Origin of the sequence: Xenorhabdus budapestensis, from assembly GCF_017743015.1 — a bacterium.
In the GTDB taxonomy this organism is placed as follows: Bacteria; Pseudomonadota; Gammaproteobacteria; order Enterobacterales; family Enterobacteriaceae; genus Xenorhabdus; species Xenorhabdus budapestensis.
Map to the genome: position 1 here is coordinate 76,361 of NZ_CP072455.1, position 23,235 is coordinate 99,595.

15 protein-coding genes are annotated in these 23,235 nt (G+C 42.7%); 2 read left to right on the forward strand and 13 right to left on the reverse strand.

Annotated features, from left to right (window positions below):
• Positions 1 to 26: 26 nt before the first annotated feature.
• From trpS to HGO23_RS00370, 11 genes are all read right to left on the reverse strand, one after another.
• Positions 27 to 1,061, reverse strand: a complete 1,035-nt coding sequence (gene trpS / locus HGO23_RS00320; protein ID WP_209027578.1) for a tryptophan--tRNA ligase — start codon at positions 1,059 to 1,061, stop codon at positions 27 to 29.
• 4 nt (positions 1,062 to 1,065) lie between these two features.
• A complete protein-coding gene (locus HGO23_RS00325; RefSeq protein WP_209028661.1) occupies positions 1,066 to 1,770 on the reverse strand; it encodes a phosphoglycolate phosphatase in 705 nt (234 codons plus the stop codon).
• A gap of 14 nt (positions 1,771 to 1,784) precedes the next feature.
• The gene (gene rpe, locus HGO23_RS00330) at positions 1,785 to 2,459 is read right to left on the reverse strand and encodes a ribulose-phosphate 3-epimerase (protein WP_209027579.1); all 675 of its coding nucleotides are present in this window, start codon (positions 2,457 to 2,459) and stop codon (positions 1,785 to 1,787) included.
• Between the two features lie 57 nt (positions 2,460 to 2,516).
• Positions 2,517 to 3,335: an adenine-specific DNA-methyltransferase gene (gene dam / locus HGO23_RS00335; protein WP_099135478.1), complete on the reverse strand. Its 819-nt coding sequence runs from the start codon at positions 3,333 to 3,335 to the stop codon at positions 2,517 to 2,519.
• 85 nt (positions 3,336 to 3,420) lie between these two features.
• A complete protein-coding gene (locus HGO23_RS00340; RefSeq protein ID WP_209027580.1) occupies positions 3,421 to 4,416 on the reverse strand; it encodes an SPOR domain-containing protein in 996 nt (331 codons plus the stop codon).
• A gap of 200 nt (positions 4,417 to 4,616) precedes the next feature.
• Positions 4,617 to 5,705 (reverse strand): 3-dehydroquinate synthase, encoded by a 1,089-nt coding sequence (gene aroB / locus HGO23_RS00345; protein ID WP_209027581.1) that lies wholly within the window; start codon positions 5,703 to 5,705, stop codon positions 4,617 to 4,619.
• A gap of 45 nt (positions 5,706 to 5,750) precedes the next feature.
• The gene (gene aroK / locus HGO23_RS00350) at positions 5,751 to 6,272 is read right to left on the reverse strand and encodes a shikimate kinase AroK (RefSeq protein ID WP_038260059.1); all 522 of its coding nucleotides are present in this window, start codon (positions 6,270 to 6,272) and stop codon (positions 5,751 to 5,753) included.
• Between the two features lie 400 nt (positions 6,273 to 6,672).
• The gene (locus HGO23_RS00355) at positions 6,673 to 7,746 is read right to left on the reverse strand and encodes a secretin N-terminal domain-containing protein (RefSeq protein WP_244967855.1); all 1,074 of its coding nucleotides are present in this window, start codon (positions 7,744 to 7,746) and stop codon (positions 6,673 to 6,675) included.
• The gene (locus HGO23_RS00360) at positions 7,743 to 8,285 is read right to left on the reverse strand and encodes a hypothetical protein (RefSeq protein WP_209027582.1); all 543 of its coding nucleotides are present in this window, start codon (positions 8,283 to 8,285) and stop codon (positions 7,743 to 7,745) included. The genes HGO23_RS00355 and HGO23_RS00360 overlap by 4 nt, the downstream gene beginning before the upstream one ends.
• Positions 8,275 to 8,829 carry a PilN domain-containing protein gene (locus tag HGO23_RS00365; protein ID WP_209027583.1) on the reverse strand — a complete coding sequence of 185 codons (555 nt, stop codon included), beginning with the start codon at positions 8,827 to 8,829 and terminating at the stop codon, positions 8,275 to 8,277. The genes HGO23_RS00360 and HGO23_RS00365 overlap by 11 nt, the downstream gene beginning before the upstream one ends.
• A gap of 12 nt (positions 8,830 to 8,841) precedes the next feature.
• Positions 8,842 to 9,744, reverse strand: a complete 903-nt coding sequence (locus HGO23_RS00370) for a type IV pilus biogenesis protein PilM (RefSeq protein WP_099135471.1) — start codon at positions 9,742 to 9,744, stop codon at positions 8,842 to 8,844.
• Positions 9,745 to 9,878: 134 nt separating this feature from the next.
• On the opposite strand from HGO23_RS00370, the gene mrcA reads away from it, so the two are divergent.
• Positions 9,879 to 12,407, forward strand: coding sequence for a peptidoglycan glycosyltransferase/peptidoglycan DD-transpeptidase MrcA (mrcA, locus tag HGO23_RS00375; RefSeq protein WP_099135470.1), 2,529 nt, complete (start codon positions 9,879 to 9,881; stop codon positions 12,405 to 12,407).
• Positions 12,408 to 12,527: 120 nt separating this feature from the next.
• Here mrcA and HGO23_RS00380 read toward each other — a convergent pair whose 3' ends face one another.
• The gene (locus tag HGO23_RS00380) at positions 12,528 to 19,688 is read right to left on the reverse strand and encodes a Tc toxin subunit A-related protein (RefSeq protein WP_209027584.1); all 7,161 of its coding nucleotides are present in this window, start codon (positions 19,686 to 19,688) and stop codon (positions 12,528 to 12,530) included.
• A gap of 499 nt (positions 19,689 to 20,187) precedes the next feature.
• Positions 20,188 to 20,739, reverse strand: coding sequence for an ADP compounds hydrolase NudE (nudE, locus tag HGO23_RS00385; protein WP_099135468.1), 552 nt, complete (start codon positions 20,737 to 20,739; stop codon positions 20,188 to 20,190).
• 355 nt (positions 20,740 to 21,094) lie between these two features.
• Here nudE and HGO23_RS00390 point away from each other — a divergent pair, with 355 nt between their 5' ends.
• Complete coding sequence (locus HGO23_RS00390; protein WP_209027585.1) at positions 21,095 to 23,200, forward strand: IgaA/UmoB family intracellular growth attenuator; 2,106 nt, start codon at positions 21,095 to 21,097, stop codon at positions 23,198 to 23,200.
• The last annotated feature ends 35 nt before the right edge of the window (positions 23,201 to 23,235 follow it).

Genomic DNA, 23,235 nt, shown 5'->3' on the forward strand with positions numbered 1-23,235 from the left:
AACCCTTTGGCATGCACATAAAATTATTACGGATGAGCAATAAATCCAACCGCCTCATAGACTTTATCCAGAGTCGCCTGAGCACGAGCCTGTGCTTTAGCGGCACCTTCTGCCATGATTTGGTTAAGTAAAGCTTCATCATTACGGAAATGATGGAAACGTTCTTGTAAACCTGCCAGCATTTCACATACTGCATCTGCAACTGCACCTTTCAGATGGCCGTACATTTTTCCTTCAAATTCGGCTTCCAATTCAGGAATTGTTTTACCTGTGACGCCAGAAAGTATATCCAACAAATTGGAAACACCAGGTTTATTTTCCAGATCATAACGTACACGAGGTGGCTCTTCGGAATCGGTAACTGCACGTTTGATTTTTTTGGCAACAGATTTTGGATCTTCCATCAGGGCAATCACGTTATTGTGGTTATCATCTGACTTTGACATTTTCTTATTCGGATCTTGCAATGACATCACGCGTGCACCGCCTTTCGGAATGAATGGTTCTGGCACAGTGAAAATGTCGCCGTATAAGGCATTAAAGCGCAGTGCTAAATCACGGGTCAGTTCAAGATGCTGTTTCTGGTCAATACCAACTGGGATCTGATTGGCTTGATAAAGCAAAATATCAGAAGCCATCAGGACAGGATATTCAAATAAACCTGCATTAATGTTTTCTGGATAACGAGCTGATTTATCCTTAAATTGGGTCATGCGGCTGAGTTCGCCGAAATAGGTGTAACAATTTAATACCCAAGCCAGTTGAGTATGTTGTGGAACATGTGACTGAACGAAAATGGTGCTTTTCTTTGAATCAATGCCACAAGCAAGGTAAAGCGCCAGCGTATCCAGTGTGCGTTTTTTCAGTTCTTCGGGATCTTGGCGTACGGTAATAGAATGCTGGTTAACGATACAGTAGATACAATCATATTCATCCTGCATTTTAACCCACTGACGTAACGCCCCCATGTAGTTACCGATGGTCAATTCACCGGAGGGTTGTGCGCCGCTGAATACAATGGGTTTTTGTGCGTTTGGTTTCATTGCAGTGGGTTCATTCATTTTATTACGCTTCCTGTAAGTTCAAAGTTGATAGTCCAATTGTTGGGATTAAATTCGAGAAATTGTCCAATATATAATCTGGGCGACTTAATGCTATAGATTCTCCATAGTTATATCCATAGGTTAAGCCAACACAAGGACAACCTGCTGCCTGTGCAGCCAAAATATCATTACGTGAATCACCAACGAAAAGCAATTCTTCCTTATGTAAACCAAATATGCCCATTGTCAGATACAGTGGTGCCGGATGCGGTTTTTTCTGTTTAACATCGTCACTACCCAGCACCAGTGAAAAGTATTCACTGATACCTAATGATTCCAGCAATGGCGCAATAAAAGGTGTTGGCTTGTTAGTGATAATCGCCATCGGCAGGTTATGTTTTGCCAGCTCTGCCAAAGTTTCTTTGACATGAGGAAAGAGTTTGCTGCCTGTTGTGACGGTGGTTTTATAGAATTTATCAAACAGTTCGCGGGTTTCTCGGTGCAACTCTGGGGTAAGTTCCACCGTCGCCCATTTCAATGCGCGTTCAACCATGATATCTGCGCCATTACCCACCCAAACCGCAACGCGTTCTTTTCCTGCTGTGGGCAGTCCTTTGGCAATCAGAGCCTGATCTAAAGCATCAGCCAGGCCACCGGCACTATCGACCAACGTTCCATCCAGATCAAATGCAATGGCCCGAATGTTTTTAACTACATTTTTTTCCATCATGTTGTCTGCCATTATGCTACTGTTGATAATTCACGGCGCATCTCATCAATGACTACTTTATAGTCAGGTTGACTGAAAATAGCGGAGCCTGCGACGAACATATCCGCCCCGGCCTGAGCTGCTGCGGCAATATTATTGGCTTTGATACCACCATCAATTTCAAGGCGAATATCGTATCCGCTTTCATCAATAAGTTTGCGTACCTGACGCAGTTTGTTCAGGGTTTCTGGAATGAAAGATTGACCGCCGAAACCAGGATTAACTGACATCAACAAAATGACGTCCAGTTTATCCATAACATAATCAAGATAGCTGAGAGATGTTGCCGGATTGAAAACCAAACCCGCTTTACAACCATGATCTTTAATCAGTTGCAACGTTCGGTGAAGATGCTCGCTCGCTTCGGGATGGAAAGTGATATAGGTTGCACCTGCTTTGGCAAAATCGGGGATAATGCGATCAACAGGTTTTACCATCAGGTGAACATCAATCGGAGCGGTAATACCATAATTGCGCAGAGCCTGACAGACCATCGGGCCAATTGTTAGGTTCGGGACGTAATGGTTATCCATAACGTCAAAATGCACAACATCAGCACCTGCTGCCAATACCTTTGCGGTATCTTCACCCAGACGGGCAAAATCTGCGGATAGAATGGATGGGGCAATCAGAAAATCTTTCTTCATTATTCTCTTCTCCAATTCATTGTTTATCCCCGTTATTTCAGGGGCAGGAAACCTCAATCACTTCTGGCAGTATAACGCCAAAAGTTCATCAACTTTACTGCGGGCAAGAATATTTCTACTTATTGTCCGGCGGGCTTTAACAATGTAAAGGGAAGCTTGATGATACCATTCCCGTGTCACCGGCGTGTCGTGATTGGATATAAGCACTGGAATACCCTGTTGCGACGAGAGGTTATAGGCGAGCTGCGCCAGATTTTCCTGATCCAGGAGGTTAAAACTATTTGTATGGTAGGCTGTAAAATTTGCCGTTGCTGAAAGAGGGGCATACGGCGGATCGCAGTAAACGACTGAGCCTTTTAACGTTTTAGTTAGTGCAATTCCGTAATGTTGGCAGATAAAGGAGGCCTTCTGGGATTTTTCGGCAAACCAGTACAACTCATTTTCTGGAAAATAAGGTTTTTTATAGCGCCCGAAAGGAACGTTAAACTCGCCCCGTGAATTATAGCGGCAAAGGCCGTTATAACAGTGGCGATTAAGATACAGAAACAACACACTGCGATAGAATGGATCTTTGCTTTTGTTGAACTCTTCTCTCAGGTGATAGAAGATCTCAGACGTGTTGAACTCTGGTAAAAATAAGGGACGGACATGATCAATAAATTCATCCGCACTGGATTTTACTGTGTTGTACAGGTTGATTAGATCACTATTTATATCTGATAAGATGTAAGAATCATAATCGGTATTCAGGAATACCGAGCCTGCGCCAACAAATGGCTCAATTAAGCGCTCGCCCTCTGGCAGATAACGTTTAATGTCATCCACCAAGGGGTATTTTCCACCGGCCCATTTTAAGAAAGCGCGTTTTTTTTTCATGCCGTCAAATAAAGTATTCAATAATTTCAGAGCCGCAGATTGTACTCTGTTTAGGACAGCATATCAGCGCCTAATAAAAATAGTTTTATTTTTTCAGATCTTGATGAACCTGTTGTAGTTTTCTTACCCAAGGTTTTTGTGTCTGAATGCCTGTAGGGAGTGAAGAAATTGCCTTTTTGGCCTCAGAAGCGGAGTTGTAACTACCGTAGATCAAAATAAACCATGTCTTATCATTACGTTTGGTTTCATAAACCTTGTAGTTAGCAAGGTTATTCTTTTTCGCAAAAGCGATCAAGGTATCAGATCGACTAGCGCTACTTAATTGAAGTGTAAATCGATTTGCAGGTACTTTCAGTAAGTCACCTGCTGCATTTGCAACACTCTGCTTATTCCCCTGATGATCGATGATGGCAGGTTTAGCTGTTTCCTTGTGCTGCTTGTCTGTTTTTCCTATTTTGGGAGGTGCAACCTTTTCAGTTTTTTTCTGTTCTACCGGCGGTGTTACCGTTTGTTTTACCGGGTTATTTTGTGATGGAACCGGTTGTGATGATGACTGATTTTTTTGTACGGTATTGTTAATGTTGCTCTGTTGTTGATTCAAAGTATCAGAAATATCGCCAGGTAACTCTATGCGCTGGTTGTAGCCACCGATTCCGGTTGTTGCAGGAGCGAGATCCTGACTAGGCGTACTGTTGATTGGTGGCATACCGATTTCGCGCGGATGATTCGTTGATGGTGCCGATGTGGCAGGTTCAGATGGATTTTCCTGCATACTATTTTGCGCATTAGTCGTTTGCGTGTTAGTAGAAGATGATGGAGAGCCCGACAGATCGATACTTTTCTCGACTGAATTCTGTGATTGCTGTTTTTCATGCTCAGTTGGGGATTTCAGAGCAGAACTGATAGTGATAATCAGCAGTAAAAGTACCAGTATACCGACCCCAATCATCATTTGTTGGCGTGATACTGCCAGCTTTGGGCGCTGGTTTTGAGTTCGCGATCGCTGAGGGCGGCGATCAGAAGCATCAGGTTTAAATTCATTTTTTGTTTCTTGCTTATTTTCTGATTTTAATTCGTCCATATGCCCTCCCAATCGAGATAATACTGCCAATTACTATTCTATAGGTTTGGCAGCCTGACCTAACTAAAACCGATAATAAAACTGATAATGTATTATACCCTCTATCTTTCAAGTTGCCTCTTTGTTGGCGGCAACTTGAAAGCTATCAGGCAAATCTGTCAATGTAGCTATTTTATAACAAACAACCGGAGAATGATGGATCATTCTCTGCAACGTCGGATGGCATCTAATATGACGTCTGTACTGATATCAGAACGAAGTTCTGCTTTCCCGATCGCCTTGGGCAAAATCAGATGAAGTTTACCCGCAGACACTTTTTTATCACGCATCATGTGAGGTAAATAATCTTCAGGGGACATTACTGCCGGGCCGTGAACGGGTAGTTTTGCCCTTTTCAGCAAGTTGATAATGCGTTGTGTATCTTGACTGGAAAATGTTCCAACAAGTTCAGAAGCCCGTGCAGCCATCACTATACCCGCCGCGACAGCTTGACCATGCAGCCAGATGCCATAACCCATGTTCGCTTCAATGGCATGTCCGAAAGTATGGCCGAGATTTAATAAAGCCCGCATTCCATTGCGTTCATATTCATCTGTTGCGACGACAAATGCCTTCAATTCACAGCAACGACGGATACAGTAAGCCATTGCCTGATGATCAAGAGCCAGTAATTTTTCAATATTGTCTTCAAGCCAGCTAAAAAACTCACCATCCAGGATCACGCCATATTTGATCACTTCCGCTAAACCTGCATACAGCTCTTGGGCTGGCAGGGTATTTAAACAATTGAGATCAATGACAACGGAGGCTGGCTGGTAAAACGCCCCAATCATGTTTTTGCCAAGGAGATGGTTGACCCCTGTTTTTCCACCAACGGAAGAGTCAACCTGAGCGAGTAGAGTGGTGGGTATCTGAATGAAACGAACACCGCGTTGATAGCTGGCGGCAGCAAACCCCGTCATATCACCGATGACACCACCACCGAGAGCGATAAGCGTTGTGTCACGACCATGATTATTTTCCAGTAAGGCAGAAAATATATCATTGAGCACAAAAAGTGATTTGTATTGTTCACCGTCAGGCAAGATAACTTCATTTACCCGAAGACCCATACTCTGCAATGTGGATTTTACCTGTTCAAGATACAGGGGTGCCAGTGTTTCATTGGTCACTATCATGACCTGCTGACCAGATTGCAGGGGCTTGAATGCTTCACTGCTGGAAAACAGCCCTTGGGCGATGGTAATCGGATAGCTTCTTTCACCTAACGTAACAATCACTTGTTCCATATCAGCTTTCGCCTTATCGTGCGTTGCGGAGCGAGTCCGCAAAGATCAATTTTTTTCCAATAGCTCAATAATTTGGTTAGCTACAACTTTGGCACTTTGCTCATCTGTACGTATAGTCAGGTCAGCAATTTCCTCATAAAGAGGATTGCGCTCATCAGCCAGATTTTCTAAAACTTCACGGGCTGGTGCATCAACTTGAAGTAAAGGGCGTTTTTTGTCGCGCTGGGTACGAGCTAACTGTTTTTCGATGGTTGTTTCTAAATAGACGACCACACCACGGGCAGACAGACGATTGCGGGTTTCTTTTGATTTAACTGAACCCCCCCCAGTTGCCAATACAATGCCTTGTTTCTCAGTCAGTTCGTTAATTATTTTTTCTTCGCGTTCACGGAAGCCTTCTTCGCCTTCCACATCGAATACCCAGCCCACGTCAGCTCCGGTACGTCGCTCAATTTCTTGATCAGAGTCGTAAAACTCCATATTGAGTTGCTGAGCTAACTGACGACCAATAGTGCTTTTGCCGGCACCCATAGGCCCAACCAGAAAGATATTGCGTTTCTCTGCCATGTTTTTGGTATTACTAAGATATTTGTTAATGATAACCCGCCCCGCCAATCAGATTAGCCGCGGGACCTAAACTGAAACCTCATGAGTGAGAATGTGAGATCAGATAGAAAAATTATCTCAACACATCAGCCTATATTGCAACTATATAAATCTGCACGAACCCGTGAAATTAGGTTCATGCTTTTTCCGGCTGATTATGACCCTACCTATGCATATTCCGGTAGGCTCTTACTGGTGATGAGAAATCTGCTCACTCAATTAGGTAAACCTTGTATGCTAAATTACTCTCAGCGTCAAATCCATAAACAGGTCAGACCAAGAAAAATAACCAGCAATATGGCAAAAAAAGTACAGAGATCTTTATCAACCGACTGATAACTATGCGTATATTTTCATTTGATTAAATATCGTCCAGTTGAGGTGTGATAAAAATTACGAGCTCTCTTCGACTATGTCGTTCTCCTTGTTGGCTAAATAATGATCCTAGTAGAGGAATGTCTGATAAGTAAGGAACCTTTTGTGTGCTGGCTCCTTTTTTCTGTTGAAAAATTCCACCCAGAATGAGGGTTTCACCACTTCTGACGGTGACTTGTGTCATAATTTCCTGTTTATCGATAGCCAGATTTTCATTCCCTCCCTGATTAATAGGAAGGCCGGGCGCATTCTGGCTGATTTTCAGCATTAACCGGATTTTTCCTTGTCTTAAAATGTGTGGAATTACTTCCATGCCTAATACTGCCTCCTTAAATTGAATCGTTGTTTTGTTTTTGTTCTGAACGAGATAAGGGATATCAGAACCCTGTTTGATACTGGCAGGTTGTTGATGTGAAGCGGTCAGACGTGGACTGGCGATGATATCCAGTTGATTTTCTTGCTCCAGAGCACTGAGTTCCATTTCTAACAGGTTTGCATGGATGCGGGCAGTGTTCAGTACCAATCGATGGCTTTGATTTCCTGCGGGTTGATGCAGATTCAAGCGGTTGAGGCCGAGTGAGCGATTTTGTGGATCGGCGGTGATACCCCAATGAATACCCAGCTCATGCAGTGCTTCTCTGCTGCTCGTAACAATATGAGCTGTGATTTGCACTTGCTGTTGTGGTGTATCCACTTCTTTCAGCCAGTTTTTGATACGAGTGATAGCATCAAACTTATCTTCTAATATCAAACTATTCGTTAAGTTATCATGTTCGACTTTTCCCCGTTTTGTCAGTAAAGCAGGCGTGTTTTTTTGTAATTGCTCTGTTATTTGTCCGGCATCGGCGTATTGCAGAGGAATAACCTGATATTCTATTTCTTGTTCTTCTTGAGCTGTCGGGAAGGACTGAACTTCTTCATCTACGTTATTTTTTGGCGGCTGAAAAGGGTCTCTCACTGTCATTGAATAAGTTGTTTCTTCCGGTTCTATTTCTTCGGCGGAACAGGAAAAAGTCAGGAGCAGGAAGGCCAGTAAAGCGAAAGCACGACGATTCATCATTTTTCCTCATAGCCGATATCTTTCAGCACCATACGGACAGTCAGATTATTATCGGCAGGTGTGATTGTGAGATGTTTTATCAGCAAGATAGGTTGTAATTGCTGAATCTCATTGATGAAACGGAGTAATTGCTCATAGGTCAGTGACAGTATGATATGCCATAAAACCTGATCGCCTTCCTTGATGCTCTTCCATTCCATGAGTTGACTCCCGGAATTGACCAAAGGCTGGTGGAGCCGTTTAAGGACGGTAGTTTTTAGCGGCGATGAGATATGACCGTTCTGGCTGAGCTTGGCTGTTATTTTCTGGATCTGTTGGTGGAGCTCAGTCAGATTAGGTAATGCGGAAAATTGGTTTTGAGATAAGGCAAGACCATTTTTTTGTTCTGTCAGTTTAACCTGAAGGGAATGAATGACATCTTCACTCTGTTGCCAGACAAAAAAATAGCAGCCCAATATAAGAGGAACGATCACCAATTGCTGCAATAAAAATAACTGCCATATGGGGCGAAATAACCACACAAGATAATTATTTCTCATTTCTGTCTCCTATTAACCAGTCTGCATCAATGGTGAATACCTTGAGGTAATCCTCAGATGTGGTGGTCATTTTTTTCAACTGGACATTGATAAGTGAAGTATTACCCGTCAGGTTATCCAGTAAGTTGGAGACATCTTCATAACTTTGGCTGTTGGCTGCAAAAACTAATTGCCCGGTGTCATCGCTGAAAGCAGTAAGCCAGCTTTTCTCCGGTAATAAATGAGGAAGTTGGCGAAATAGCTGTAAATATCGTTGATTCTGTTCCATGAATATCTGTTTTTTCCTTAACTGTTGGGTCAACTGATGGTGATGATGAGCCGCTTGTTCTGTTTCACTGATAATTTGTTTTAATTGCTCAAGTTGCTGGCTATTTTGGGCAAATTGATCGTGATATTGTTCGATTTTCTGCTGTTGTTGTATTGAGGTAAATACGAAAAAAGCCCCCCATAGAATCAATTGCAGGACAAGAAACAATCCCCATTTCCGGTATTGGCGTTTAAGCTTTGCCTGACGCCAGGGTAAGAAATTAACCTGATACATCATTGGTCATCCAAGTCATTGATCATCCGGTCTGAGAGCCAGCCCGGCGGCGATAATGAAAGCATCTGTTTGTGTCGGTAACGGAGGCTGATAATGGCGAAATGCTGCCAGCATATGCCAGATATGAACGGGTTCTTTGGGTACGGTTTGCTGTTTTTCTTTATTGATATCAGTAGATTGTTCGTCACTGTAATAAATGGTGTGGTTTTTACTTTCTGTTGTAATGGGTAACTGGTTAATAACTTGTGCCAGAAATGGATGAGACTGGGTTGAGATCAATCCATAATTAAAAGGGAGATTAGCTGGAGCGACCCACAGCCAGTCAGTTATCCGTTTATGGATCAACCAACTGTCATTGGGAATGCCGGCAGATCCTGCTGTATAACGTAATGCACAGGGCGCAATATCGATGGCATCAGGGAATAAACCGATGTCTGCGAGTAGTTCAATCCAGAAGTTGAGATCTTTTTGTCGGGTTGCACTGATGCAGATTTGCTGACCATGAACTCGATAATCCAGGGCAAGATCAGTGACAGGAAATTGCTTTTCAGCATTGGCGTGAATAAACCATCCGAGTTCCGGCTCCTGTAATGAGATGTGGTGAGGCAAAGCGATCTGTTTCTGTAAGGTTTGCTGAACAGGCAGTGCCAGCCTTAATTTAATCTTGTTAGGTAATATTTGACGCCATTGCATTAAAATGTACTGTAATTTTTCAGGGTGCTGTAACCACCCTCCTGAGACAGTGCCGTGTGATGTGTCTTGTAATAATGGTATTTCATTAAATAACGGTATCTCGTTAAATAAAGAGTATTGCCAGCAATGACGGAGTTGCCAGCCATTGCGACGTTTAATAGCCGCGATTGCCCGAATGTAATGTTCATGGATATCCAATCCGATATACCATCTTGATAGGTACATATCGTGATCTCCTTATCAGTGATTAGTGACAAATTGTTATTAATGAAAGGACATATTCATTGTGTTGTATAGCCTTTATACTACGTACTAATCGTTTATAAATTGCCTCATTAACATGGCGTGAGAAATTTCAGGTGAAGTTCATAAAGTATTTTTTGATCCTTGTCGTTGTTTGCATTTTATTGGGAACCGCCTCGATTTTGGGTTTGTACAAATATATCGAGCCACAGTTGCCAGATGTCGCGACTTTAAAGGATGTCCGATTACAGACACCAATGCAGGTGTTCAGTGCTGATGGCGAACTGATTGCCCAATATGGTGAAAAACGTCGTTTGCCGCTGACCTTGTCCGAAATACCTCCTTTAATGGTGAAAGCCTTTATTGCCACGGAAGATAGTCGTTTTTATGAACACCACGGTGTTGATCCAATAGGTATTATTCGTGCGGTCTCAGTTGTGATGACTTCTGGTCATGCTTCTCAAGGGGCAAGTACCATTACTCAGCAACTTGCGAGAAACTTTTTCCTCAGTCCGGAAAAGACTTTAATACGTAAGGCTAAAGAAGCGTTTCTGGCGATTAAGGTCGAGCAACTGTTAACCAAGAATGAAATTCTTGAGCTATATCTCAACAAAATCTACCTTGGTTATCGTGCTTATGGTGTCGGTGCCGCAGCACATGTCTATTTTGGCAAGAACGTTAATGAATTGACTTTGGGTGAAATGGCGATGATTGCCGGATTACCGAAAGCGCCTTCTACCTTTAATCCACTCTATTCTCATGAGCGGGCGCTTAATCGCCGCAATGTGGTATTGGGGCGTATGCTGGAGGAGGGATACATCACTCAGCAGCAATATTATCAGGCAAGAAGTGAGAAATTAATTGCCCGTTACCACACTCCGCAGATTGTTTTCTCTGCTCCTTACCTGACTGAAATGGTAAGGCAGGAAATGATTAACCGCTATGGTGAAAATGCTTATACGGATGGCTATAAGGTCTATACCACGATTACACGCAAACCTCAGCTAGCGGCTGTTGATGCTGTTCGTACCAATGTGATTGACTATGATGTCCGTCATGGTTATCGCGGTGCTCAGGAAGTGTTATGGAAAGTTGGCCAACCGGCATGGAGCCAGTCTCAGATTATCGATAAACTGAAAACTTTGCAGAAATATGACCCTTTATTGCCTGCCGTCGTGACGAGAGCCAACGCAACTCAGGCTGAAGTTATTTTGACGGATGGCAGTAAAGTTGAACTGACTATGACAGGCGTTCGCTGGGCACGTCGATTCAAGACTGACAATTTGCAAGGGCCTGCACCGCAAAGTGTTAATGAAGTGATTCGGGCAGGTGAACAGATTTGGGTCAGAAAAGTCAATAATATCTGGTGGCTGGCTCAATTGCCGGAAGTTAATGCTGCGCTGGTTTCCATCAACCCGATGAATGGTGCGATAGAAGCATTGGTCGGTGGATTTAATTTTGAATTGAGTAAATTTAACCGTGTAACTCAATCGTTGCGTCAGGTTGGCTCCAATATCAAACCATTCCTGTATACCGCAGCGATGGATAAAGGTCTGACACTGGCATCGTTGCTTAACGATGCACCTATTAGTCGTTGGGATGCAGGCGCGGGTACTGACTGGCGTCCGAAAAATTCTCCCTCAACCTATGATGGCCCGATTCGTCTGCGTCAGGGATTGGGGCAATCCAAGAACGTAGTGATGGTGCGTGCCATGCGTGCAATGGGCGTTGATTATGCCGCTGATTACCTGAAACGCTTTGGTTTGCCAGGTGAAAATGTTGTCCGCACAGAGTCGTTGGCATTGGGGTCTCCTTCTTTCACGCCAATGCAATTAGTGCGTGGTTATGCAGTGATGGCGAATGGCGGTTATCTGGTCGATCCTTATTTCATTAACAAAATTGAGAATGATGAAGGAAAAATTCTGTTTGAAACGAAACCGAAGATTGCTTGTCCGCAGTGTACCGATATTCCTGTGATCTATGGTGATACCGCCCGTTCCATTGAATTATCCGAAGATTCGATTGAAAACGTAGCCCATTCCAATCTTTCCGCCGAACCTGCTTTACCGCAGCCGGATCTGGAAAGTGTAGTGCCTAATGTGCATACCGATGATCAGCAGTATGCTCCGCATGTTATCAGCACACCGTTGGCGTTTCTGATCCATGACGCTCTGAAAACCAATATCTTTGGTGAACCGGGCTGGATGGGAACAGGCTGGCGTGCTGCTCGTGATTTGAAGCGCCGTGATATTGGTGGCAAAACCGGGACAACCAACAGCTCGAAAGATGCGTGGTTCTCAGGTTATGGGCCAGATATGGTTGCGACGGTCTGGATTGGTTTCGATGAGCACAGTAAAAGTCTGGGGCGCACACCCGCTCTGAAAGGGGAAGGTGGAGCGAAAACGGCGCAGCCAATTTGGGATGATTTCATGAAAATGACATTGGAAGGCGTTGTGGAAAAAGTGATGGAACCGCCAGAAGGTATTGTGTCTGTCACAATTGATCGGGCGACAGGCAAGCTCTCCAATGGTGGAGCAAATACCCGTAAGGAATATTTTATTGAAGGTACGCAGCCGACGGAATATGCCGTACCAGAGGCGGGAACGACAGTGACAGAGAATGGCGAGAGCCACGAACTGTTCTGATTGTTTTACATACCAGAATGTTAGGTAGTAAATAGAGATAAAAAGGCTCCGTCAGATAACTGACGGAGCCTTTAATTATTAATTTTATCAAATAATTATTACCAGATATCCACTGAGCAACTACGATTCATCCATTTTATCTTTTACGGCTTTGGCGAATGGTTTGCCACCATCCACGGCGGTATAGTGAATATGGATGTTGATATCTTTTAACCGCCACACAGATACAATGGCCGGGAAATAAAATATGTCATCGATCACGCTCTGATCTGGGAACTCCAGTGTCCAAGTGGAAATAGCTCCTGTGCCTTCGAACGGCAGGTAACGGTCATCATCAAACATCAGGGTATACAGCCAATTCTCTTTAGCTACACTGCCATCATCTTCAGTTAAGGAAGAGAGGGCGATTTGCTGTTGAGCACGCAGATTATTAACGACATTTTTGTTGTTACCTAATTTTCTGCTTGGATCATAGAGCCAATTTACACCGTCTATATCTGGGCTAGTTAACGTGGAGCTGCTGGTTTGCGTCAGAATAGCACTAATCTCCGATGACATCACAGAGCCAAGATTCAGTGTCTCCAACGAGATTGACACGGAGATCCGTTTAATCTGGCGCAGATAATGTCCGGGGTAATTTTCATCAAACAGCATGGAATCCAGCGTAAAGCTGATGGATTGTTTTTTATCGATCTGTTTTTTCAATTCGTTATTTGTCAGTAATGAATTCAGCGAGACAGTTTTCTTGATATTCAGACGACGTTCATTGCGTTGTAACCACGCATTTTCCATTTGCAGCAGATCCAACTGCAATGATTCCCCTGCCAGCAAACCACGATAAGAATCATTCCATGCTGTAGTTTTGATAAAGCTCTGACGCTTATAGTCCCCGACCTCATAACGCCAGCTACTTTCTGCCGTCAGACACATGGAAAGAACCGCGTCATAAGCCGGAGCATACAAGGCAGCGAGACGTCCCATCAACCATTGGTAAGTTGGTACGATCAGGAAGCCAGTGGTCATAAACTCGTACAATTCACGAGCAACAGATTGTTGTGTCTGAGCTTCCCGCAGGGCAATCTGGGCACTTTTGATCAGCAAGTCCTGCTCTTTCAATTGCATCTCAATAATATTGATTTCGCTTTGTGCCTGTTTGTACTCAATTTCCCAATCCTGGCGACGGCGTTGATAATCTGCGCCATCCTGTAGCCTTTCGGCGGCGATCTCCAGGGTTTCAGCCGTAAGTTGTGCAATAATTGCCGCTGTGGTGACTGGCGCTGAGTATTTAGCTCCCCCCATCGCCATGCCAAAAATGTTGGGCACAACCTCCAGTGCAGCGCCGGTAACGTAGAAGGGCGCCGCAGCCAGTTTGGCAACTTCTGATGCAGTTTTCATACTGATGGAGGAAATTTCTAAAGAAGAGAGGTTTTCTTCATATAAATTGTGATAATGCTCATATCTTTCCTGAGCCATATTTTTGCTTTCTTCCAGTGTCGCTTTCCCCATTTGGGCCATCTGAACAGCTTCTTGTTGCAGTTCAATAGCAAATTCAGACAATCTAATCACTTGTGATTGTTCCAATACTTCTTGCTCTGCATTGACTTCGCTTTCAATGGCTTGAAGTAATCGGTGTCCCATTTCAGTGAGCTGTTTCACGGCTTCACTGGCGCGTTTTAACATGATGGGAAAACGATACGGAGGAACCTGCTGCTGCATATTACTGAGTGCATTGGTGACGTAACTAGCATTTCTCTGCATCAGACTATCTGCATCTGCTGCACTGGCATAAAGTGGCAGAGGGAGGACTTTTCCATCTAATGTCAGCCCATGACGCAGGTTATAGAGTCGATTTTCCAGCGTTCTCTGGAGTTCGATCAGTTGGGTATTGAAAGGTGATACAAATAAACTATCAACAGCCCGAACATTGGGCTTAAAGGTAGTTTTAATCTTGTCGAGAGTAACGGGATGCCAGCGGGTTGCATCCAGACCTTTAGGTAATGTACCAAGTAGTTGCAGAGCTTGTTGGTAACATAAACCAGCTTCGTTGAGGCTGTCTCTGGTTAGTTTTCGGTAAAGATTATCACCTTCCTGTATCCAAAGTTTGATCAGAGAATGGAATAGTGACTTCTGATAATAAATAGGTTGGCTGTAGGCGACAGTATCCGCGTCGGCATTTCTGACCGATGGTGGCAGGTTACTACCACTTTCAATGATCGGACGAGAATTCCACATCCGAATGCCCCCATAAGGGTCAAACAGATAGTTGATAAACCAACGACGGGAATCATAGAAGCGCTGCTCTTCACCGAGTCGGGCAGAGACCAAATAGGGAAGATGGAAGAACAATTCCCAGAAATATTGTCCATTGGCACCGTTAAAATCGACTTTGGTCGGTGACGTTTTGTCATCCAATGCAGGTTCTGGCAAGGATTGAGTATCCCACGCCAGTACGCGCTCTATGGATTGGGTTGCCCGTGAAACTAGTTGCTTGCCAAATAGTGTGTTTAATCTAATGGCAGTAGAGTTGAAATCCAGTGTTTTGATATCGAGATATTGTGCCTGCTGTTTATTTCGTTGCAGTGTAATGGATGGGATCTTATCACTTTCTTCAAGATTAACTTCGTATATATTTTCAATAAACAGTACAGTTGAGTTTTTATCCTGAAGGTTCGGTATCAAAATTGTCGCCAAATTGAATAAGTACTTATTGATATTGGGATTAATAGGAAACTCGATTTCTCCCGTTGAAGCTTGACCATTCAGTTTTGCTTCTTTGCTGTAGAGGGATTTTTCCTTTGGATATGTAGTAAGGATCAAGAGAGAGTCAGCGTAATCTCCCCTGCTTTGGGTAGTATATTGTGTACTATCTATAGACGTATTGTTTCCTCCGATTGAGATAGATAGCTTTTTATTATCTCCTTTATCCCATTGCGTACTCCGCTGGAATGTTTCCCCATTAACCCATGAAAGATCACAGCTTTTAGTGATTTTATTCTTTTTCCACTCATTGGGTAATAACTGGAAAAGTTTTGTTTTATCATAGCTTATGGTGAATACATCTGTTGGTGCATCTTGCCCTTTCCATTCAAAATTAAACGTCTTGAGGCCTGTATCGCTGGCTGGTATTTTGACCTCAATATGAATATCATCAGTATTGATTATCCACTGAAGATCTTTGCTGGGAAGCTTGTTGGGGTCAACTGATGTTGCTTGATTCTGGATATTACGTTTGATTAACGTATTTTTGCCCGTTAGCAGAAGCTTGGTTTTTGTTTTGTCCAGCTTAACGTCCAAGGTCAAAATAGGGGATTTAATTGGCTTAAGTCTTCCCAATTCATGGCCGGTTTTTGTATCAGTTTCTTTGATGGTTACAAACTTATCCGTACCAGCATAATGATGTTGTAGAGTATCGGGATTTTTGAAGAGTTTGTACCACGTTTCAACAAGCTTTTTCTCGTCATCAAGCGTTTTTTTATCTACTAATAATAAATCGCGTAACTCAAGATAATAATCTTTATTTTTTCCCCACTGACTGCTGTTTTCTTCTTTGGTGTCGTACAATAGGACGCCCATCCAGGGATCCTCTTCACGTTGTACATCCACCATTGCGATCAGCGCTGGCTTGTATTTTTCATCCTTCAAGTAATGGTTTTCTTTATCAGGGATCCGTTCACCGTTTTTGGTTGGATATTCACCGTTGGCATCAGTACCATCCAGACGGAATAACTCATTGGGTGCACTCCATTCCCCATTGCTTTGCTTGAAGGTAAATTTCACATTGATGGCACGGTAATCCGTTGGTTTTTGATCTGCTCCCATCAATGGAGTGGCTTCACGCTCAACCCAGATGGCATATTGGCGGCCTGAAATAACAATAGGCCGGATTGCCAGTAAAGTACCTGATAATGATAGCGTGATTTTCTCCCACTCACCCCAAGCCAGCGGACTGATAACGTTGTTGCTATCACGCATGCTGATATCAAGAGTTCGCCAGTAATATTCCACAGGTTCGGAGTTGTTTTTGCCAATAAAATGATAGCGATCGCTTGTAGGATCAGTTCCGTCGATATAGCCGCTGATGAGTTGAAGATTGCTAATTCGTTCAAATTCGGTCAGATAACGCAAAATCGCTGTTTGGAGCATATCGTTATTTAAACGAGACTGGCCTAAATCGTTTTCCAAGTCGGCAAAAGCACGGGTTTTACGCAGCCTGCGTGTCGGATCGATAAAGTTTTCCGGGAAGTTTCTTTGTTTCTGCCAAACTTGCCAGTGGCTATATTGGCTCAGGTAACGATTCCAGTATTCAACCCCTTCATCAGTGATGGGTAGAGCATCATAACCCAGTTCCAGATGAGAAAAGAGGCGGAAGAGATAGCGCTGCAAGCTGGCAATACAGAAGGCTACCCGGCTGGTATCCACTTCTGCGGCAACCTGTATATCAGTCAGGAAATAGTTTGAAAGATCTTCAAGGGTGGTGATATCCGACAAAGAGTCATCGGAAGGTGCCCAGCGCCGCAAGAGATAGTCTACCAGTGCATCACGCCAGAGTTCATTGAGTAAACCTTCTGGTTTGGATTGGTCTTCGGGATTAATAGCAGCAAACAAAGCACTACTGACCTGATGCCAATGATCATAGTTAGACGTTGTTGTTAGTTTGGCGACATCTAATAATGGCTGGACAGAAATTTCACTTTTTTCTGCCAATGTCTTAAGCCGAATCACGTTACTGACCCCAACAACATTTTGAGCCACTTTATGGTCAAAATATTGGGTTATCCGCAGAATTTCTTTATCTGACCAGCCAATCAACTCAGCCAGATTGGTCGCAGCCAGCTCTGCTGTCCAGGCATTTGTGACAGGAGGGTTTTGTCCGATTTGGTTGGCCTGAAGCAGATAGTAAATGACATCGTCTTCAGTTTTATTTTCAGGTAATAAGTTCAACCAATCACTATAGCGGCTCAGGCGATGGAGGAAAGTTAAATCAAGGGGGCGAAGCTTGCCATCTTTTTGAAGCTTAAACCAGTCAGGATGGTCAATCAGAGCCTCTATACTTTTTTCTGTCAGCTTGAATATGTTGCAAATCGCGGAATAACGGCTGAGATCGTACCATGCAGCAATAGCTTTAGTTTTTTGCTGTTGATCACCTGAAAGGCGAATCAGGGCAATGGTATTACGCAGAAAATCGGCTTGCTTGTTGTTTGTCCACCGTAATAGTGGTAGGGAAAGCGTATTATCAATGTCAAAGACATGGTTGATAGCATTAACAACGAGATCTTGTTGGGCAATAAACGCATTAATAAGTAACGTTATTAGGTTTTGTGTCCAGATATCACCTTGTTGTTTCCATGCTTCCTCTTGAGCCAGATCTTTGAGGATTTTATTCACTTCATTGAACAGAGCCTTTTCTGTACCGTCATCGGTTGAAATAACATTGTCCAGAACAATACCGAGTTTTGCATCTACTAATTTGGTAAGGGCTGTCATCCAAATAACCGATGTGTTTTTCGCCTGAAAGCCCTGCATGGCTGAGGCAATTTTGTCTTCGGTCAGTAAAGCATCGCTTGCACTGGGGATAACCGATCTGACTTTTTTGAGCCAATCAATATTTTCAATATCAGCGGTAATATTGCTAACAGACTGATAAGGTGTCAGTAACAGGTTAAGGGAGAGAGGGGATAAGTTATGGCGTTTAATCCACTGTGTGGCATTCATGACAGCAATAAGCACATCCAGGATATCAATGACCTTAGCATCTTTATCCAATACCGGAATACCTGCCAGTTGTTGCAGATAGTTTGGATTATCACGGTTCAATAATAATAACAGCCCCAAACCTTCTTTAACTGACATACGTAGCAAGCGAGGCAACGCAACCAGACGATAGAGAGCAGAAACAACATCCAGTGAGCGTTTGGGCTTGCTAAGTTTTTGTGCCTGCATGACGAAAGAAATCAATATCTGGCAAGTGGCGTCATCAATATTCAGCCCTTTGCACAATTGATTAACTGTCAACGCGTCTGTCCCTTCGGTAGCCGCAGGATCAAATTCCTGGTTATCCAGAACCAGTACAGAGGAAGCAGAAGCTTGTTGTGATAAGCCCGGCGCGTTGAACAGACGATCAAAGAAAGAGCGCTTATTTTCAAGAGTATAAGGGGTTATATGACCAATAAAGGCGGCAAATTGTTCTGCGGTGGCGTTATATTCTTGTTGAAAATGCAGAAATACACCCAAAGTACGCAGTGTTGCTTCCGTGATAAAAAACTCAGTCTGTTTTTCGGCCTTACTTGCTGTTGCTAACAATAGATCCAGTTGTTCATATGTGAGTTTCAGTGCCTTCTGGATATGCAGAAAACGCTGGATACGGTCAAAGTTATCATTACTGACGCCTTTAATCCGAATAACATCTTGTGCGGTATCTTTATCTTTCGTTTTTTCCAGATAGAGAGCGGGTGCTTTACCTGCATTGATATATGACGCTGCATAGTTGGCACCGGAAGGAAATTGTTTATCCGCATTGGCTGGTTTAGCGACATTACTGGAATAGGTAACGATACTGTGTGTTGTGCTCTCTTCTGATATCCCATTGACAGCAAATAGTAATTCTGCTTCTTGGGAGCTCAGCCCGGTTTGTTGAGTAAATACCGTGAGACGCTCCAGAGACTCTACTGCTTCGGCAATATCGCCTTTGATACCGTAATATTTATCAAAGAAATCTTTTTGGCTGCTTTGTGATTTTTCCAACAGCAAAGCCTGAAGTTTTGGTGCCAAAGAGCTGCTTATCATCATTGCTGTTTGCAACGAGTCAGTACTCAGATTGTCGTCAATAAAATTGGGATACTTGCTATCAGCCTGTTGGATCAAATCCAGTAATGGGATCTCTTTCTCGGCCAAAACTGTTGTTGTTTGCTTTAGTGGAAAGTGAAACGGCAACGAAAGAGGGTAATGAATATCAGCCAGTGAATGAGACAAAGGTTGATTGTTATTTATATGAGTTTTGACTTTTTCAGCGAGGACTTCAATGATAAGCGGTAGTAAGCTACTGGTTTGATTTATATTAGTATTATCAAGCAATAACTTTTCGATATCAGGCCGGCGTTGGGTGAGAAGCCGGGTACTCTTTTTGTCTGCATTTTTTTCAAACATTTGAACCTGCTGGTACAAATCGACCAGATAGGCTAAAGGGCCGTCATTGGCTTCGGGTAACCCCGGAAAACAATAAATATCCTGATTATCGTTAAAGAGTGTTTTATAGCTAATCCGTGACTCTATATTATTTGCCATACATGATTACCTTTGAAATAGAAATTAAGTTAAAAGAGAACTGCACTCCTATTTTTCAGAACATTTTTCATAACATTCAGTTATGTTTTTGTATCTGTTGAGCGGTTACACTATGGCCTGTTACTGAACTCTATCCAGCCTAAAATATATTGCAGATCTGATCATTTCTTAAAAAGTTATTTTATTTCAACGGGGTTTTCCATATTATTTCTCATAAAGGGAAAAGGTGTGTTTTTATAGGAGGTTATTAAGATTATGTGTATTAATTTCAAAAAAATAATAAATATGTTTATTTATTATTTTTAATAAAGTTAAAGGTTTTTTTAATGTATATTGGGTGATGGTGTTTAATAATTTTATATAGTCATAAGAAATGGGCATTAAAGATCACGATCTTCAATGCCCTTTCATAATCTTGCTACATCATTAAATTTTTCTATGTTCCTGGGGATTTGTTCCCTTGTTGCCGCGAAGCAACATACCTGCTGTAAGCGTAGTCTTAACGTTTTTCATTCAAATATCGTTGTGCAAAAAATAAGGCGCTGATGTTTCTGGCTTCGTTAAAATCGGGATGTTCCAATAGTGACATCATATCCGTTATTGGCCAGCAAACCTGCACCAGAGGTTCTGGTTCATCTCCTTCCAGATTTTCGGGATAGAGATCTTGCGCAATGACAATGTTCATTTTGCTGGAAAAATAAGAAGGAGCCATAGTCAGTTTTGTCAGTAGTTCAAGCTTTTTTGCTCCTAATCCTACTTCTTCCTTTAACTCACGGTTGGCGGCTTCAAGGATACTTTCCCCCACATCAATCGTTCCTTTGGGAAAACCTAACTCATATTGCTCAATACCAACGGCGTACTCACGTATCAGGAGTAACTCATCACCAATCACCGGAATGATGAGGACTGCTTCATGATTAGTGGGCTTCATGCGCTCGTAAATACGTCTGGCACCATTACTGAATTCAAGATCAACGGACTGGATGTTGAATAGACGAGAATGGGCAATATCACTTATATTCAATATTTTAGGCTTTTTCAGATCAATCATGCTTGCCCCTGGCGGTTGTTGCGCATTAGTCAATTGAAAAATAATCCATCCAATCAGCTCATGGCGCTTGGGAAATACAATTTTTGTGGTGACATTGGATGTGAATCCAAACTTTGCTTTAATATGGCCGATTATGCTAGTAAATGATAGGGATTATCGCTTGTATGTATTTTTGTTACTATCTTACTCTTGCACAAAAAAGCTTCCTTTTACGAGTGGGTGTGAGAAAATTTATATAACATTTTGTAAATAAAATTAAAAATAGGAAGCGAGAATAGGAATAACCTGATTCTGAGTAATTCTTTAGATTGTTATTTTGTCAGCCTCTGTATTGCTTTATGGGCGTGGAGAAAAAATGAGCTCACTAGTCATTATATTGGCTATTTTTATCGTTAGCCTGACTATAATGGCTTCCTTTCTGACTTTCAGATGGAGGCGTTCTGATAACGCGCGTTACTTGTCATTGATGGCTAAAGCAGCTAGCCGCAAGCTAAGTGCGGATGAATCTCAAGCTATTGAGTCTTATCTGAAAAATATCCTGCCCAAAATGAAGTCAGACAGGAGCTATATGTCCGGCTGTCCGGCATTGCCGATCAGAAATGATACGGTTTATACCATTAGCCATACCATAACCCGTTTTTCCGCCGCTTCAGAAGAAGCGCAGCATTGGCGCTATTATATTGATGAAACGGAAATACATTTTCCTGCAATGCTTGAACCGTTCGTTAATCAGCGGAATACGGTAGACATTGTTCAAACTTCTTCGATACCACTCGTTATTGCAGTGAATGGTCACTGTCTTACTGATTATCAGCAGGATCTGAACACTCCAAATTTTAAGAAAACGGAACACGCTTCAATTCAGAAGAACGGTAATTCGAATGCCAATTTGTTGTATATGCGTAAGGAAACGCCGGAAGAGTATCGTCTGCGCCACTCAACAGGTATTCAGGAAGGGCTTCTGATGTGCATGGGGCTCTCCTTATGGTTTCTGGCTCTTTTTGTGCCTATACCTCTATTGCCGTGGCTAATATTCATTTCTGTTCTGCTTATATTTGCCAGTTTTTGGCCACTTTTCAGGTGGCCATCTTCACGTAATCTGTTGAATGTAAATTGCTTTAGCGGGATACTGAAACGCTGGGGTGTTTTCAGCGAGTTTGAGCCAGAACACAAAAAAAATATCTCATTGGGTGGAATTGACCTGATTTATCCCGCTCACTGGGAGCCGTACCTTGCTCATGAACTTGATCAAAATACCGATGTGGATATGTACTCCAGCTGCCATGTTGTGCGACAGGGACGTTATCTCTCGTTGCATGAGGAGGAGAAACACTATCCTTACCAGCGTTATCGAAAGAACCAGATGTTGGTGGTATTTTCTGTTTTAGCTATGTTATTACTGTACTTTTACCAACCGGCCAGTTTATCTATGCGGCTGAGTTTCGCATGGCTGCATGGCAGTAATACCAAGGTTATTACCAGCGTCAATGAACTGCTAAATATGCCACTCCGGGAAGGGGATGTACTGAGAGTTAAAGGCACAGGAATGTGTTACATGCCACCTATGTTGGATACTTTTCCCGGTCAGAATGGACTCTCTTTTGCTCCATTTAACTGTTTTGGTATCTATTGGAATAATGGCAGCTCATTCCCCAGGCCGGAATCAGAAATTATTAATAAAGCATCAGCATTGCTCAAAACGGTTAATGAGCAATTACGCCCATTGGAAAATAGCCGGAAATCTAATTCCAGTCTGAATGAAGTGATTGCTAAATCGGGAATGATATTACTCGATAATTTTTCTCAAATCATTTTGAATACTCAGGCACTTTGTCAGAAAGAAGTGGACTGTAATCGTCTGAAAAATGCTCTGGTTAATCTGGGTAATGGCAAAAATTGGGATGAGATTTTGTATCAGGCAGAAAAAGGGACATTGAATGGAACCAAAGTGTTACTGCGCTCTGTGAGTGCAGATGCATTGGGAAAACTTGTCGATGTCACTACCGCCTCATTTATTTACCGGGAAATTGATAAAGTGAGTATTCTCCTGAACAGCCCTCCACCGGGAGGTATTTTGCTGATTAGTGATGAAGACCGTCCACTGGTTGAATATCCGCTTGCGCCGATCATTTTTTATGAATACACCGCTTTGCAACAATGGGGTGAATTGCTACGGCTGGCGAATGTATTGACGCATATTCCATTTGAAACCGAAGGTATTGTGACGGGTTTATCTGAAGATGCAAACGGTACTCGTCATATCATGTTACATAGTGAACCTGATTCTATAACGCTGCTTCGTTATCTGGGAAGCTGCCTATTTTTGGCAGTAATTATGGCGACATTAATTGTTAATAGCATATTGGTCATTAAGAAAAAACAAAAAAACAGTCAGCGTCTTGTACGGATCAAACAGTACTATGACAATTGTTTCAAACTGAAACAACCGCCGATGAATTAGTGATATTCACGCGGGCTATGTTACCCTGAATCTGT